Below are 15,376 nucleotides of genomic sequence, written 5' to 3'. Positions count from 1 at the left end.
TGAGCGCACTTGTGGCCCTTTCGCCACAAGTGCCCCCTCCAGTTACAAATCCCCAACGTTGCATTTCCCTCCAAGGCGTGGCGATTCTTTATAATGCCGCCTTAAAGCCCTCTGTAATTTCAAAAAAACGTATAACGATATGCAATTTATTTTCCCTACGTATAAATACCTAAAGGAAAATGAATTTGTGTTGAATGACACATTTCAGGCATAGTTGACGGAAAGATACGTCCACCACGTCTGAATGGTCACAGGCGTCACAAGTTTGTCATAACGCTGTAGCACCCTTGTCACCAAGGGTGCCTAAAATCGCTGGGCGGCTGCTATTTTTTGCAACATTTAGTAAAAAGCGCAAATGCGTCGACACTTTGCAGTGAGTTGGCGACATTTACCAATATTTTGTTCTCTTTTGGGGTATATCAATGATGAATCATAAACGGCTCCGGCTGACGCAAATCGCGTTGAGCCTGTCCCTCGTGTTTGCCGCTCCGGCATTCGCGCAGAACACGACCTCCGCGATTGGCGGCCGTATTTCTGCCTCCGACGGCAAGCCAGCAGCTGGCGCAACCGTGCACATCGTGCACGTGGAATCCGGCTCGGTCAGCACCGTGACCACGGATGCCGAAGGCCGTTATGTTGCCCGCGGCCTGCGCGCCGGTGGCCCGTACACCATCACCATTACCAAGAACGGCGTTTCCGAAAAGCGCGATAACATCTTCGTCGAACTGGCTGAAACCGCTTCCGTGGACGCCACCATCGGCCAGGCCATGCAGACCGTGACCATCGCCGGTTCCAACGCTGCCCGCGCTGACAAGTTCAACAAGGCAACCCAGGGCACCGTGACCACGATCAGCTCCGCTGATCTGGAAATCCAGGGTTCGATCCAGCGCAGCCTGCAAGACTACGCGCGTATGGACCCACGCGTTTCGCAGACCGACAAGGAGCGTAACGAGATCTCCGTAGCCGGCCAGAACTCGCGCTTCAACTCGATGACCATCGACGGCGTGGCCGTGAGCGACACCTTCGGCCTGGAAGGCTCCGGTTCGCCGTTCGCCAAGCAGCCAATTTCGATCGAAGCGATCCAGTCGTCCCAGATCAACGTCGCCAACTACGACGTGACCCAGAAGGGCTACACCGGCGCCAACATCAACGCCGTGACCAAGTCCGGTACCAACAAGTTCAAGGGCTCCGTGTACACCGTCTTCCGTAACGAAGACATGGCTGGCGACCGCTTCAACCTGTCGACCGGCGCCTACACCAAGCCACAGCCATTCCAGACCACCACCAAGGGCGCGACCCTGGGCGGCCCGATCATCCAGGACAAGCTGTTCTTCTTCGTCAACTACGAAAAGTACAAGTCGAGCCTGTCGACCCCGGCCTTCGGCCCACTGGGTTCGAGCCTGACCAACATCGGTATCACCCCAGCGGCGATCTCCTCCATCTCGGCTCTGGCCAAGTCCAAGTACGGCATGGACCTGGGCGGCATGGAAGCCAGCGGCGCGGCCATGAACGTGACCGACAAGCTGGTGAAGGTTGACTGGAACATCAACGACGACCACCGCATGATGGTCCGCTGGTCCAAGACCGACCAGGCTGAGCCAATCTTCTCCGGCTTCGGCTCCAGCAGCCTGTCGCTGAGCTCGAACTGGTACACCCAGGGCAAGGTCCTGGAAACCAAAGTGGCCCAGCTCTACTCCGACTGGACCCCGAACTTCTCGACCGAAGTCAAGTGGTCCAACCGCCAGTACGACGCCGTACCAAAGGTCGGCTCCACCCTGCCGGCAATGGGCTTCCAGTTCACCGGCGCCAACCCGGCCGGCACTCCAGCCGGCGTATCGACCGCGAACCGCTTCCTGAACGCAGGTACCGAGTTCAGCCGTCAGCGTAACGTGCTGGGCACCAATACCGACGACATGTACGTCGGCGCCAACTGGAGCTTGGGCGCGCATGAACTGAAGTTCGGCGCGGACATGAACAAGAACGAAGTTACCAACATCTTCCTGCAGAACGTATACGGCAACTACACCTTCGCGTGTATCGACAACGTTGTGTACTCGTTCCAGGCCACCCCTGCTACTTGTAACAACCTGAGCTACGACCAGCGTGTACAAGCCATGCTGGAAAACTTCGGCAACGGCCGTCCATCGAGCTTCTCGGTGCAGGTGCCAGCCGCTGGCCGCACCTTCGATGACGCGATCGCGCACTTCACCCTGAAGAACACCGGCCTGTTCGTACAGGACACCTGGAGCGTGACCGACCGCCTGACCGTGAATGCCGGCGTGCGCGTCGACATGACCGATCTGCCTGAGCGTCCAACCCGCAACGCCGCGGTGCAGGCAGCTTACGTTGCCGGCAACCCAGCCACCGGCGCCCGCGCCACCGGCGGTTTCGGCCTGGACAACACCAACACCATCGACGGCCAGAAACTGTGGCAGCCGCGCGTTGGCTTCAACTACAAAATTGACCACGAGCGTCCAACCCAGGTTCGCGGCGGCGCCGGCCTGTTCCAGGGCGTGGCGATGTCGGTCTGGATGGCCAACCCATACCAGAACAACGGCGTGGCAACCCGCACCGTCAGCTGCTCCGGTTCCACCACCTCGGCTTGCCCGAACGGCACCTTCAACCCTGACGTGACCAAGCAAGTGACCAACTTCCCGGGCGCGACTTCCGCTGCCAACGTGGATGCACTGGCTCCAGGCTTCCGTCAGCCTTCGATCTGGAAAGCCAACCTGGCATTCGACCACGAACTGCCTTGGTACAACATGGTCCTGACCACCGAACTGCTGGCGCTGCGCACCAAGGACGGTATCTACTACCGTAACCTGAACTTGGGCGAAGCGACCAAGACCGGTACCGACGGCCGCGCGCTGTACTACACCACCCAGGGCCTGAACCCGAACTGCTGGAACGCCACCGGCGGCATGATCACCACCGGCACCGTCAACGGCTTCAACTGCGCCGGCGCCCGTAACAAGGCACTGAGCAATGCAGCCTTCGGCAACGTGTTCGTGGCAACCAACACCAAGGAAGGCCAGTCCAACCTGGCGACCGTGTCCCTGAGCCGTCCGCTGATCGGTGGCTTCGGCTGGTCCGTGTCGTACACCTACACCGATGCTGAAGAAGTGTCGCCGCTGCAGGCTTCGACCGCCAGCTCGACCTACGGCGCCCGTGGTTCGTTCAACCCGAACGAAAACGTGGTGGCGAATTCCCAGTACATGGTGAAGGACCGTATCGCAGCCCTGGTGAACTTCCGTAAGGCCTTCTTCGGCAACTACCGCACCACCTTCGGCCTGAACTACGAAGGCCGTTCCGGTAAGCCGTACAACTGGACCTTCAACAACGACGCCAACGGCGACAGCATCACCTCCAACGACCTGATGTACATCCCACGTGCACCAGGTTCGGGCGACGTGATCTTTGCTGGCGACACCGCAACCAACCACGCTAACGAAGACAAGTTCTGGGCAGTTGTTAACCAGTACCGCGCTCTGCGTAACAGCAAGGGCGGCATCGTGAAGCGCGGCGAATCGTTCGCTCCATGGGCGCACAACTTCGACCTGCGTATCTCGCAAGAGATCCCTGGCTTCATGACCGGTCACAAAGGCGTGTTCCGCTTCGATATCCAGAACCTGGGTAACCTGCTGAACAAGCGTTGGGGCCACATCAACGAAGTTGGCTACTCCTCGTCCGGCGGCGTGTCGCGTTCCTTCGTGGACTTCGGCGGTGTTGACCCAGTTACCGGCAAGTACGTGTACCGCGTGCGTGACGCTGTGGAAGACTACGATGTTCGCCAGGTTCGCGGCGAATCGCAGTGGTCGATCCAGGCATCCCTGCGTTACGAGTTCTAAGCTGCTTAGAACCGCATGAAAACGGGCCGCAAGGCCCGTTTTTTTTGTGCGTAACATAACGTTTCGCAGCCGCGCCGCAGCCGGCGCGGCTTGTACAATCTACTTTTATCCAGCCTGCGATTTTATGAAGCTTTTTCTGCGTCCATTAGCCCTGGCTGCCCTGCTGGCCGGTTGCGCGCTGCAGCGCCCGGACAGCCAGGTAGAACTGAACCTGGTCGGCCTGAACGACCTGCATGGCCACCTGGAAGCCTCGCGCTTCGGCGATAGCGCCAAGGCCGGCGGCATCGATGCGCTGGCGGCCACGCTGCAAGCCTGGCGCCAGGAAGACCCGGACCTGCTGCTGGTGGGCGCCGGCGACATGATCGGCGCCAGCCCGGCAATGTCGGCCATGTTCGCCGACGAGCCGACCATCCAGGCGCTCAACATGCTGGGCATGCGCGCCACTTCCGTCGGCAACCATGAATTCGACAATGGCCGCGTGGAGCTGCTGCGCCAGGCCAAGGGCGGCTGCGCCAATTCGCCGCGCCCGGACAAGGCCTGCAAGTATTCGCCGCACGAGGGAGCGAAATTCAGCTATCTGGCGGCCAACGTGATCGATACGCGCACCCGCCAGCCGCTGCTGCCGCCGTATCACATCGCCGAAGTGAAGGGCGTCAAAATCGCCTTTATCGGCACCACGCTGAAGGCGACACCGGAGCTGGTGGCCGCCGGCGGCGTCAGCGGCCTGGAATTCATCGACGAGGCGCAGGCCGTGAACCGGCTGCTGCCGGAGCTGCGCGCGCAGGGCGCGACGGTGTTCGTGGTGCTGATCCACCAGGGCGGCCGCACCGAAGCGCGCTATGACCAGCAATACTGCGGCGACCTGTCGGGCGATATCGTCGACGTGGTGAAGCGCCTCGACCCGGCCATCCGCCTGGTGGTGAGCGGGCACTCGCATACCGGCTACCTGTGCCGTGTGGACGGCAAGCTGGTGACGCAGGCGGAAAAGTTCGGCCACATACTGTCGCGCATAACGCTGGTGGTGGACCGCCAGAGCGGCGCCGTGGTGGACACCAGCGCGCGCAATATCGTGGTGGAGCCGGGGCGTTATGCCGGCGTGCCCGAAGTCGATGCCTTGCTGGCCGACCTGCGCAAGCGCAGCCACGCGGAGCTGAGCAAGCCGGTGGCGCGCCTGGCCGTGCCATCGATCAGCAAGACCCTGATGCCGAATGCCGACGAATCGCCGCTGGGGCAGATCGTGGCGGACGCCATCCTCGCTTCCGGGCGCAAATGGGGCGCGCAGATCGCCTTCACCAATACCGGCGGCGTGCGCACCAGCCTGGATGCGGGCAAGGACCATATCGCCAACGTCGCCAACGTACAGGCCGTGCTGCCGTTCGGGAACGAGATCGTGGTGATGAACCTGACCGGGGCCCAGATCTTCAAATTGCTGGAAGGGCAATGGGGCGGCGTGGAGGCCGAAAAACGCGGCGTGCTGCAGGTATCGGAAGGCTTCAGCTACGCGTGGGATGGACGCCGGCCGTTGGGTCAGCGCATTGTGCGCGACAGCGTCAAGCTGAACGGAGCAGCGATCGAAGACGGCGCCAGCTACCGCGTGGCGGTATTCAATTTCCTGGCGGAGGGCAACGACGGTTTCGTGACCTTCCGCGAAGGCAGCAACCAGGCGCCAACCGGCGTGCGCGACGTCGACGCGCTGCGAAGCTACCTGCAGCGCCTGGAGCAGGACAATAAACCAGCCGGCACCTATGGCGCCGTCCCGCGCATTGTGCGCATCAAATAAAGAAAGGATGGCTATGCGCCGTTATCTCCTCGCCGCCGCACTGGCGGCCTGCTTCGGCAGCGCCCACGCGGACTTCCAGGTGCCGGGCTTTGAACTGGTACAAACCGCACCGGTCGAGACCACGCTGAAAAGCGACGACCTGCGCGGCCCGATCGAAGTGTGGGCCGAGCTGTTCGACAACGCCAAGAGCGAAATCTGCATCGGCCAGTTCTACGTGGCCAGCGTGCCTGGTGCGCCGTTCGAGAAAGTGATCGAGCGCCTGGAAGCGGCCGGCAAGCGCGGTGTGAAGATCCGCTTCCTGATCGACAAGAAGGGCGTCAGCGGCCTGTCGGAAAAGGCCACCGTGGAGCGCCTGCGCGCCATCCCGAACCTGGAGATGCGCGTGCTGGACGTGAACCAGCTGACCGGCAACGGCATCATCCACGCCAAATACCTGACCGTGGACCGCAAGATCGCCTTCGTCGGCAGCCAGAACTTCGACTGGCGCGCCTTCACGCACATCCACGAAACCGGCCTGCGCATCACCGACGCCAAGGTGGCGGGCCAGGTGCAGGCCATCTTCGAGCAGGACTGGAACGCCCAGGCCGCGTTGGCCGCCGGCAAGACCGTCGCGCCGGTGCAGGCCAAGGGGATTGCCGGCGCGCCAGTAGCGCTGCCGGCCGACGCCAGCTTCCTGGTCGCCAGCCCGGCCGCCTACAATCCGGTCGGCGTGGCCGACTCCGAAACCGTGCTGCCGGCGCTGCTGGCCGACGCCAAACAGGAGATCCGCGTCTCCATGCTGGACTACGCGCCTTTGAGCTACGGCCCGAACGGCACCCGCCCGTTCTACGCCGTGGTCGACAACGCGCTGCGCGCTGCCGCCACGCGCGGTGTCAAGGTCAAGCTGCTGGTGTCGAACTGGAACACCGAGAAGCCGGCCATCCACCACCTTAAATCGCTGGCCATGCTGCCGAATGTGGAAATCCGCATCGTCACGCTGCCGAAAGCCTCGACCGGCTTCATCCCGTTCGCCCGCGTGTGGCACAGCAAAACCATGGTCATCGATGGCAAGCTGGCCTGGGTCGGCACCAGCAACTGGGCCGGCGGCTACTTCGACCTGTCGCGCAACCTGGAAGTGGTGATGCGCAACGACGCCATGGCCAAGCGCCTGTACGCCGTGCAAGAGCAGGCATGGTCGTCGCCGTACGCGCAGCCGATCGACATCAACAAGGACTACCCGAAACCTAGCAAAGGTAAAGAAGAATGAAGAAAATCGTACTGATCGCTGCACTGGCCGGCGCCTTCGCCGCCAACAACGCCATGGCCTGGGGCAATGCCGGCCACCGCATCGTCGGCGCCATCGCCGACAACCTGCTCAAGGGCACCAATGCCGAGAAGCAGATCGCCGCGTTGCTGCTGCAAGGCGAGAACCTGGAAAAGGTTGCCAACTGGGCCGACTGCGTGAAGGGCACTTTCTGCGGCCCGCAGTCGCAGGAGATGAATGATTACGTCGCTGCGCATCCAAAGCACACTGAGTACCACTACACCGACGTACCGTTCCAGCTGAACGAATACCACCTGCACGGCGTCGGCACAGCCGAACACGATATCGTGCAGACCATGCAGCAATGCATCGCCACCCTGCAGGGCAAGGGCGACGGCAAGTTCACGCCGCGCCAGGCGCTGCTGATCCTGACCCACCTGGCCGGCGACATCCACCAGCCATTGCACGTGGGTGCAGCCTTCGTCGACAAGGACGGCAAGTTCGTGGTGCCGAAGACCGAAAAGGAAGTCGACTCGCTGAACATCTTCGACTCGCGCGGCGGCAATAACCTGCAGATGGACGAAGCCCTGCTGAAAGCAGCCAGCGCCAAGGTTATTCCTGGCGAAGACGCGGAAGTGTCGAAATACCCGACCAAGCCGTTCCACTCCTACTGGGACACCACCGTGGTCGATTACGCAATGCGCCGCAGCAGCCAGCGCACGGTGGATGGATTCACCAAGTGGGCAATCGACGGCAAGCCGATTGTGACCCTGGCCAAAGGCGATGTGAGCACTTGGCCGGTGCAGTGGGCCAATGATTCGCTGGCGGTCTCCAAACAAGCCTACGCCGACGTAAAGGTTGGCCTGGCAACCAAGCAGACCAGCCGCAGCGGTTCCACCTATACCGTGTGGGCGATGACTGTGCCGGATAATTACCCGGTGCCGTCCTCCGCCATCGCGCGTGAACAGCTGATCAAGGGCGGCTACAACCTGGCCGCCATGCTGCAAAAAATCTGGCCTTAAACCGATGCCAGGTCTGTCATTCGGACACGGATGACACACCTTGGATCTAAATCAAAACGGGGCAAAAACGCTATATCGCGTTTTCGCCCCGTTTCTCTTTGTTCGATTGTCAGACCTGGTACCGAATTTGGCGCCGATTTAACGCGACTTGACGAACGGTACGCCGATGGCTTTTGGCGCCACCGACTTGGCCATCAGGCCGGCCAGCACGATCACGGTCACGACGTATGGAACCATCTGGATCAGGGCGCCTGGGATGCGGCCGATTACCGGCAGGTCGACGCCTTCCAGCTGGATCTGCACGGCGCCGAAGAAGCCGAACATCAGGCAGCCGAGGAAGGTGTACACCGGACGCCAGTTGCCGAACACCATGGCGGTCAGCGCCAGGTAGCCGGCGCCAGCCGACATGTCGCGCAGGAAGAAGCCGGATTGCACGATGGCCAGGTAGGCGCCGGAGAACGAGCACAGGATGCCGGCGATCAGCATGGCGGCGTAGCGGGTGCGTTCCACCGAGACGCCGGCCGCATCGGCGGCGTGCGGGTTTTCGCCGCAGGCGCGCAGGCGTAGGCCGAAGCGGGAGTGGTACAGGAACCAGTGCACCAGCGGTACCAGCGCAAACGCGAGGTAGACCAGCACGGAGTGGCCGCCAATCAGCTTGGTGTAGAACCAGCCGAGGAAGGGCACGTCGGCGACAGCGGCGGTGCCCGGCAGCACCACGTCGAACAGGCGCGCTTCGCCCAGGTCGGGGGTACGGCCGCCTTGCTGGAAGAAGTATTGCGCGACCACGAAGGTCAGGCCGCTCATGGCAATGTTGATGGCGATGCCGCCTACCAGCTGGTTGCCCTTCTGGGTGATGGCGACGAAGCCTTGCAGCATGGCCAGCGCAACGGAGACGGCCATGCCGGCCAGGATGCCCATCCATGGGTTCTTGGTGGCGAAGGCGACGGCGGCGGAGACGAAGGCGGAGGCCAGGATCTTGCCCTCCAGGCCGATGTCGATCACGCCGGAGCGTTCCGCGAACAGGCCGGCCATGGCGGCGAAAATCAGCACCGGCGCATTGCGCACGGTGGAGACGAGGATGGAGCCCAGGTGGAGATCTTCGAAAGTCATGGTATTAGCCCTTGCGCGATTTGATCAGCTTGATGATGGCCGGGGCGTACAGGTTTTCCATAGCGCCGCAGAACAGGATGATCAAGCCCTGGATGAAGATGAAGGTTTCAGTTGGAATGTTCGGTTTTTCCAGCGACAGGTCGAAGCCGCCCTGGATCAGCGCGCCGAACAGCACGGAGGACAGGAAGATGCCGACCGGATGCTGGCGGCCCATCAGCGCAATCGCGATACCGACAAAGCCCGCGCCGCCAACGAAGTTCAGCGACAGGTAGTGGGTCGAGCCCATGATGGAGTTGACCGCGCCCAGGCCTGCCAGCGCGCCGGAAATCAGCATGACGATGATGATCATGGCGCTGATCTTGACGCCGGCGTAGTGGGCGGCGTGCTGGTTCAGGCCCAGTGCGCGCACCTTGTAGCCCCAGGCGGAGCGGCTCATCACAACGCCGTACACCACCAGCGCGATGATGGCGAAGAAGAAGCCGATATTCAGCGGGGTTTCGCCCAGGATCGGGAACAGGCCGTTCAGGCGCGTCATTTCGGCGGCGGCCGAGAACACGCGCGAGGCGGTATTCTGTTCGCCGGCCGGGATCAGGTATTTCACGATCACGAAGTTCATCAGCGAGGCGCAGATGAAGTTGAACATGATGGTGGTCACCACGATGTGCGAGCCGCGCTTGGCTTGCAGGTAGCCTGGGATGAAGGCCCACAGCGCGCCGAACAGGGCGGCGCCGATCATGCCGACCGGGATCAGCAGGTACCAGGGCAGGGAAGCGTCGAACGCCAGCATGGCCAGGGTCAGGCCCAGGCCGCCGAAGTACATCTGGCCTTCGGCGCCGATGTTGAACAGGCCGGCCTGCATCGCGATCGACACGGCGAGACCGGTGAACACGAAGGTGGAGGCGTAGAACAGGGTGTAGGACAAGCCTTCCGGATTGACGACGGCGCTGTTGATCAGGATCTTCATCGACTCGAGCGGATCTTCGCCGAGCAGGTGGATCACCAGCGCAGCAACCAGCAGCGCGGAGAGCAGGTTCAGGATGGGCAGGACAAAGCCAGTTGCCCAGCGTGGCATATCGTTCGTAGTCATAATCAGTGCTTGTGCATGCCACCCATCAGCAGGCCGATGCGGGTGGTGTCGAATTCGTCGATTTTCAGTTCGCCGGTGATTTTGCCGCCGCACATCACGAGGATGCGGTCGGCCAGGGCGCGCACTTCTTCCAGCTCCACCGATACCAGCAGGATCGCCACGCCCTGGTCGCGCAGCGCGAGCAGCTGGGTGTGGATGGATTCGATGGTGCCGATGTCCACGCCGCGGGTCGGCTGGCCGACCAGCATCAGCTTAGGCTTGGCCAGCACTTCGCGTGCGATCACCACCTTCTGCTGGTTACCGCCGGACAGCAGCCCGATACGCAGGTCCGGATTGGCCGGGCGTACGTCGAACTCTTTCAGCAGGCCGGCGCAGCGCTGGGCGATGCCCTTGAAGTCGATCAGGCCCCACTTGTTCTTTACCTTGTCCTGGTAGCCGAAGAAGGTGTTGTGCATGACCGAAAAGGCCTTGATCACGCCGTCGCGCAGGCGGTCTTCCGGCACGTGGCCGATGCCCAGTTCGCGGAATTTGGTCGGCAGGCCGTCGGCGTCGCTGCGGCCGGCGAACGGCAGGGGCTTGCCTTCGAAGTCTACGTCGCCGGAAGTCGGCAGCTTCATGCCGGACAGGATTTCCATCAGCTCGGACTGGCCGTTGCCGGACACGCCTGCAATCGCCACGATCTCACCGGCGCGCAGGGTGAAGCCGATATCCTGCAGCAGCTTGACGCCGTTGTCGTCGGCCAGCTGCAAGTTGCGCACTTCCAGCACCGGCTTGCCCGGGTTATAGGCGCCGCGCGGCAGGTTGTTCTCGATCGGGCGGCCGACCATCATCTGCGCCAGTTCTTCCTTGGTGGTGTCGGCAGTCTGCACTGCACCCACCACACGGCCGCCGCGCATGACGGTGACGGTGTCGGTGATGTCCTTGATCTCCTGCAGCTTGTGGGTGATCAGGATGATGGTCTTGCCCTGCTCCTTGAACAGCTTCAGGATCTCGAACAGCGATTCGGTTTCCTGCGCGGTCAGCACGGCGGTCGGCTCGTCCAGGATCAGGATGTTGGCCGAGCGGTAGATCTGCTTCAGGATCTCGACGCGCTGCTGCGCGCCCACCGACAGGTCCTGGATGGTGGCGAGCGGATCGACGTCGAGGCGATAGCGTTGGCAGATTTCGCGCAGCTTCTTCTCGGTCTCGGCGCGGTGCTCGCGCAGGCGGAAGCCGCCTTCGCTGCCCAGCATCACGTTATCGAGCACGGTCATGTTCTCGACCAGCATGAAGTGCTGGTGCACCATGCCGATGCCAAGGCGGATCGCCTCGTGCGAGTTGTGGATGTGCTGCACCTTACCGTCCAGCAGGATCTCACCGCCATCTGCGCGGTAATAGCCGTAAAGGATGCTCATCAAGGTCGACTTGCCGGCGCCGTTCTCGCCCACCAGGCCATGGATGGCCCCTTTGGCGATGGAGAAACTGACGTCCGTATTCGCCTTTACCGCCCCAAAGTGCTTGGAGATGTTGCGGAATTCTACTGCTGGCGTCATAAGGATTTTTCGGTCTTATTTACTGAAAAACGCGCCGGACGGGAATTCCCGTCGGCGCGTTCTCTTTATTGGAACTGCTGGTTAGGCCGGGCAGGCGGCATTGGTGGTGCGGATATCGATGACTTTGGTCTTGCCGTCAATGATGTCCTTGCGCGCGCCCATGACTTTCTTCTCGATCTCCGGAGTGATCAATTTGCGGTTGTGCTCATCCAGCGCCCAGTCCACGCCGCCTTCCTTCAGGCCCTTGGCGGTGACGCCGGCCTTCCAGGTGCCGTTCTTCATCTGCATGAAGGAGTCGTACACGGCGTTGTCGACGCGCTTGACCATGGAGGTCAGCACGGAGCCCGGGTACAGGTGGTTCTGGTTGGAGTCCACACCGATCGACAGCTTGCCCTTTTCCTTGGCAGTCTGCAGGGTGCCCATGCCGGAACCGCCGGCCACCGCGAACACCACGTCCACGCCGCGGTCGAACTGCGCACGCGCCAGCTCACCGCCCTTGGCAGGGTCGTTCCAGGCGGCGGAGGTGGTGCCGACCATATTGGAGATCACTTCGGACTTCTTGTCGACCGACTTGGCGCCCTGGGCATAGCCGCAGGCGAAGGTACGGATCAGCGGGATGTCGATGCCGCCGATGAAGCCCAGCTTCTTGGTCTTGGAGGCCATGGCAGCGGCCACGCCCACCAGGTAGGAACCTTCTTCTTCCTTGAAGGTCACCGAATTGACGTTATTGCCTTGCGCCACGCCGTCGATCAGGACGAAGCGGACTTTCGGGAATTCTTTGGCGACTTTCTGCACGGCCTGGGTCTGGGCGAAGCCGATTGCGGCGATCAGGTCCAGGTTCTTGCGGGCCAGGCCGCGCATCACCTGCTCAGCCTGGGTGTCGCTGCTGGCTTGCACTTCGATGAATTTGATACCGGTGTCCTTCTGGAAGCGCGAGGCGCCTTCGAATGCGGACTGGTTGAACGACTTGTCGAACTTGCCGCCAGCGTCGTACACGATGCCCAGCTTCGGATCAGCGGCGTGTGCGCCTGCTGCGACCGTAACTGCGGCGATCATCATACTAAGTTGTTTGATTTTCATGTAAGGGCTCCGTGGAAGTTCGTTATTGTATATTTTTATGGAGTGCCTCGGATCGCTTTTTCGCGCCAAAGCAAGCTAAGGCTCCGTGTAGCTTGTCAACAACACACAAATGAAATTTTGACTAAGTCCCCTTGATTAAATCTTAGGCACGTAATCAAACTGCAACTACTTGTTCACATACATGAATCCGCTTGTCAGGGCATGGATTCGTGGATCACTACTATGCCGCAGGCGCTATATGTATGGCAAATACGTTTTTACTTGCCTATTTATACGTAAGTCAACTAAATGAGTGCTTACTCGAAAGCAATTAACCTAGTTTACTTTCGTGTTAACATGCGCGCCAATGCAACATTTCGTTACTTTTCTTTAAGATTGGAACATTGGGTATGGATAAACGCCTCAAGCATTCCCTGATCGCCCTGGCAGTCGCCGGCGCCTTTCCCCTGCAATACGCAAGCGCGCAAGAAGCGCAGCCAACCGAAGAAGTAAAAAAGCCTGGCCAGCTGGAGACTGTGATTGTTACCGCACAGCGCCGCGCTGAAAACATCAAGGACGTGCCGATGGCAATCGCCACCCTGAAGGGCGAGAAGCTGGACGTGCTGACTTCCGGTGGCCAGGACATCCGTTTCCTGAACGGCCGTTCGCCATCCGTATCCGTTGAATCCGACTACGGCCGTACCTTCCCGCGTTTCTATATCCGCGGCCTGGGTAACACCGACTTCGACCTGAACGCCTCCCAGCCGGTTGGCCTGGTGATGGACGACATCGTGCAGGAAAACCCGATGCTGAAGGGCTTCCCTGTGTTCGACGTGGACCAGGTTGAAGTGCTGCGCGGCCCACAGGGCACCCTGTTCGGCCGTAACTCCCCAGCCGGCGTGATCAAGTTCGACTCCGCCAAGCCGGTATTCCGCCAGGAAGGCTATGTGAACCTGGGCTTCGGCAAGGACCGCGTACGCAACCTGGAAGGCGCGTACAACATTCCAGTGAACGAAGTTGTGGCAGCCCGCGTTTCCCTGCAATCGCAGCACCGCGGCGACCGTGTACATAACGATCGTCCGAACGCCCCAACCACCGATTTCGAAGGCTACAAGGACAACGCCGGCCGCATCCAGGTGCTGGTCAAGCCTAACAAGGACTTCAGCGCGCTGTTCAACGTGCACGCCCGCGACATGGATGGCAATGCCACCCTGTTCCGCGCCAATATCCTGAAGAAGGGCACCAATGAGCTGGTCGACAACTTCGACTACGGTTCCTACCCGACCGACGGCGGCAACTCGCAAAGCCTGAAGAACAAGGGCGCCAACCTGCGCCTGCGCTGGGATACCCCTGGCCTGACCTTCCACTCGATCACCGGCTACGAAAAGCTGGAGTTCTTCTCGCGCGGTGACGTGGACGGCGGCTACGGCGCTTCCTACGCTCCACCAATGGGCCCGGGCTTCATCCCATTCGTGGTTGAAACCGCCGACCTGATTCCTGACCATAAGCAGTTCTCGCAAGAGTTCCGTGTCGAGTCCAACAACAAGGGCCCGCTGCAGTGGATCGCCGGCCTGTTCTACTTCGACGAGCATATCCAGATCGACTCGATCTCGTACGACTCGCTGACCAAGGGCAACCCGCAGAACGCCGCTTACGCGACCCAGGTGCAGGATGCCAAGTCGTGGGCCGCTTTCGGTACCGTCAACTACGCCGTGTCGCCGGACTTCAAGCTGCGCGCCGGCCTGCGCTACACCAAGGACAAGAAGGACTTCACCGCGACCCGCGTTGAGCCTCCTAAGTCCGCAGTCAACACCCTGGCCGACACCTCGAGCAACGTGAGCTGGGACCTGAGCGGTACCTACACTCTGGACAAGAACACCAACCTGTTCGGCCGTATCGCTACCGGTTACCGCGCGCCATCCATGCAGGGCCGCCTGTTTGGCCTGGATTCCAAGCCATCTCAGGCTGATGCTGAAAAAGCCGTGTCGGTGGAAATGGGCGTGAAGGCTGACCTGTTCGACCGCCGCGCGCGCATGACCGCGACTGTGTTCGACTACCGCATGACCGACAAGCAGCTGACCGCAGGTTCGGGCACCGTGAACATGAACCAGCTGATCAATGCTGACAAGGTTACCGGCCGTGGCGTGGAACTGGACTTCCAGGCTAACCTGAGCGACGCGTGGAACCTGTCCTTCGGCTCCAGCTACAACGATACCGAAATCAAGGACGCGAACCTGTTCGTGCAGCCTTGCGGCGGTGGTTGCACCGTGATGGATCCAACCCGTGTTGTGACCGGCGGTACCGTGGCCGTCATCAACGGCAACCCACTGCCACGCGCACCGAAGTGGCAGCACAACGTGACCCTGCGCTTCAGCCAGTCCCTGGGTGCCGGCGAGATCTACGCCTACACCGACTGGGCATACCGCACCTCGTACAACTTCTTCCTGTACGAAGCAGCCGAGTACAAGGCCAAGGAACTGCTGGAAGGCGGCGTGCGCGTTGGCTACCGTTGGAACGACGGCAAGTACGAGCTGGCTGCATACGGCCGCAACATCACCAACCGTATCCAGGCCCTGGGCGCGATCGACTTCAACAACCTGACCGGTATCGTGAACGAGCCACGCACCTACGGCGTGCAGTTCAAGGCACAGTTCTGATAGGTTGACGCCTCTCGCGAAAACGCGCACTTTGGTGC

At 61.2% G+C, this 15,376-nt stretch carries 9 protein-coding genes; 5 read left to right on the top strand and 4 right to left on the bottom strand.

What is annotated here, in order from left to right:
- Positions 1 to 461: 461 nt before the first annotated feature.
- The 4 genes from AAHE99_RS03310 (at position 462) to AAHE99_RS03295 (ending at position 7,893) form a co-directional block, all read left to right on the top strand.
- Entirely contained in the window at positions 462 to 3,848 is a 3,387-nt protein-coding gene (locus tag AAHE99_RS03310; protein ID WP_342114381.1) for a TonB-dependent receptor, read from the top strand.
- 124 nt (positions 3,849 to 3,972) lie between these two features.
- Positions 3,973 to 5,628 carry a bifunctional metallophosphatase/5'-nucleotidase gene (locus tag AAHE99_RS03305; protein WP_342114380.1) on the top strand — a complete coding sequence of 552 codons (1,656 nt, stop codon included), beginning with the start codon at positions 3,973 to 3,975 and terminating at the stop codon, positions 5,626 to 5,628.
- Between the two features lie 13 nt (positions 5,629 to 5,641).
- Positions 5,642 to 6,874 carry a phospholipase D-like domain-containing protein gene (locus tag AAHE99_RS03300; protein WP_342114379.1) on the top strand — a complete coding sequence of 411 codons (1,233 nt, stop codon included), beginning with the start codon at positions 5,642 to 5,644 and terminating at the stop codon, positions 6,872 to 6,874.
- Positions 6,871 to 7,893 (top strand): S1/P1 nuclease, encoded by a 1,023-nt coding sequence (locus AAHE99_RS03295; protein WP_342114378.1) that lies wholly within the window; start codon positions 6,871 to 6,873, stop codon positions 7,891 to 7,893. Before AAHE99_RS03300 ends, AAHE99_RS03295 begins: the two co-directional genes overlap by 4 nt.
- Positions 7,894 to 8,031: 138 nt before the next feature.
- Here AAHE99_RS03295 and AAHE99_RS03290 read toward each other — a convergent pair whose 3' ends face one another.
- The 4 genes from AAHE99_RS03290 to AAHE99_RS03275 all read right to left on the bottom strand — a co-directional run bounded on the left by AAHE99_RS03290 (position 8,032) and on the right by AAHE99_RS03275 (position 12,702).
- Complete coding sequence (locus AAHE99_RS03290; RefSeq protein WP_342114377.1) at positions 8,032 to 9,003, bottom strand: ABC transporter permease; 972 nt, start codon at positions 9,001 to 9,003, stop codon at positions 8,032 to 8,034.
- Between the two features lie 4 nt (positions 9,004 to 9,007).
- Positions 9,008 to 10,090: an ABC transporter permease gene (locus AAHE99_RS03285; protein ID WP_342114375.1), complete on the bottom strand. Its 1,083-nt coding sequence runs from the start codon at positions 10,088 to 10,090 to the stop codon at positions 9,008 to 9,010.
- Between the two features lie 2 nt (positions 10,091 to 10,092).
- Positions 10,093 to 11,622 (bottom strand): ABC transporter ATP-binding protein, encoded by a 1,530-nt coding sequence (locus tag AAHE99_RS03280; protein WP_342114373.1) that lies wholly within the window; start codon positions 11,620 to 11,622, stop codon positions 10,093 to 10,095.
- 81 nt (positions 11,623 to 11,703) lie between these two features.
- Positions 11,704 to 12,702 (bottom strand): BMP family lipoprotein, encoded by a 999-nt coding sequence (locus AAHE99_RS03275; RefSeq protein WP_342114371.1) that lies wholly within the window; start codon positions 12,700 to 12,702, stop codon positions 11,704 to 11,706.
- Between the two features lie 389 nt (positions 12,703 to 13,091).
- On the opposite strand from AAHE99_RS03275, the gene AAHE99_RS03270 reads away from it, so the two are divergent.
- On the top strand, positions 13,092 to 15,338 hold the full coding sequence (locus tag AAHE99_RS03270; protein WP_342114369.1) for a TonB-dependent receptor: 2,247 nt from the start codon (positions 13,092 to 13,094) through the stop codon (positions 15,336 to 15,338).
- Positions 15,339 to 15,376 lie beyond the last annotated feature (38 nt).

This window comes from Pseudoduganella sp. OTU4001, assembly GCF_038440195.1.
GTDB lineage: Bacteria > Pseudomonadota > Gammaproteobacteria > Burkholderiales > Burkholderiaceae_D > Rugamonas.
The sequence above is the reverse complement of the archived record's forward strand: the minus strand, read 5'-3'. Positions and strand labels throughout refer to the sequence as shown.

Excerpts from the sequence above, each read along its gene's own strand:
- AAHE99_RS03300 (WP_342114379.1), top strand. The coding sequence starts at position 5,642 with ATGCGCCGTTATCTCCTCGCCGCCGCACTGGCGGCCTGCTTCGGCAGC.
- AAHE99_RS03295 (WP_342114378.1), top strand. The coding sequence starts at position 6,871 with ATGAAGAAAATCGTACTGATCGCTGCACTGGCCGGCGCCTTCGCCGCC.
- AAHE99_RS03285 (WP_342114375.1), bottom strand. The coding sequence starts at position 10,090 with ATGACTACGAACGATATGCCACGCTGGGCAACTGGCTTTGTCCTGCCC.
- AAHE99_RS03290 (WP_342114377.1), bottom strand. The coding sequence starts at position 9,003 with ATGACTTTCGAAGATCTCCACCTGGGCTCCATCCTCGTCTCCACCGTG.
- AAHE99_RS03280 (WP_342114373.1), bottom strand. The coding sequence starts at position 11,622 with ATGACGCCAGCAGTAGAATTCCGCAACATCTCCAAGCACTTTGGGGCG.
- AAHE99_RS03305 (WP_342114380.1), top strand. The coding sequence starts at position 3,973 with ATGAAGCTTTTTCTGCGTCCATTAGCCCTGGCTGCCCTGCTGGCCGGT.
- AAHE99_RS03275 (WP_342114371.1), bottom strand. The coding sequence starts at position 12,702 with ATGAAAATCAAACAACTTAGTATGATGATCGCCGCAGTTACGGTCGCA.
- AAHE99_RS03270 (WP_342114369.1), top strand. The coding sequence starts at position 13,092 with ATGGATAAACGCCTCAAGCATTCCCTGATCGCCCTGGCAGTCGCCGGC.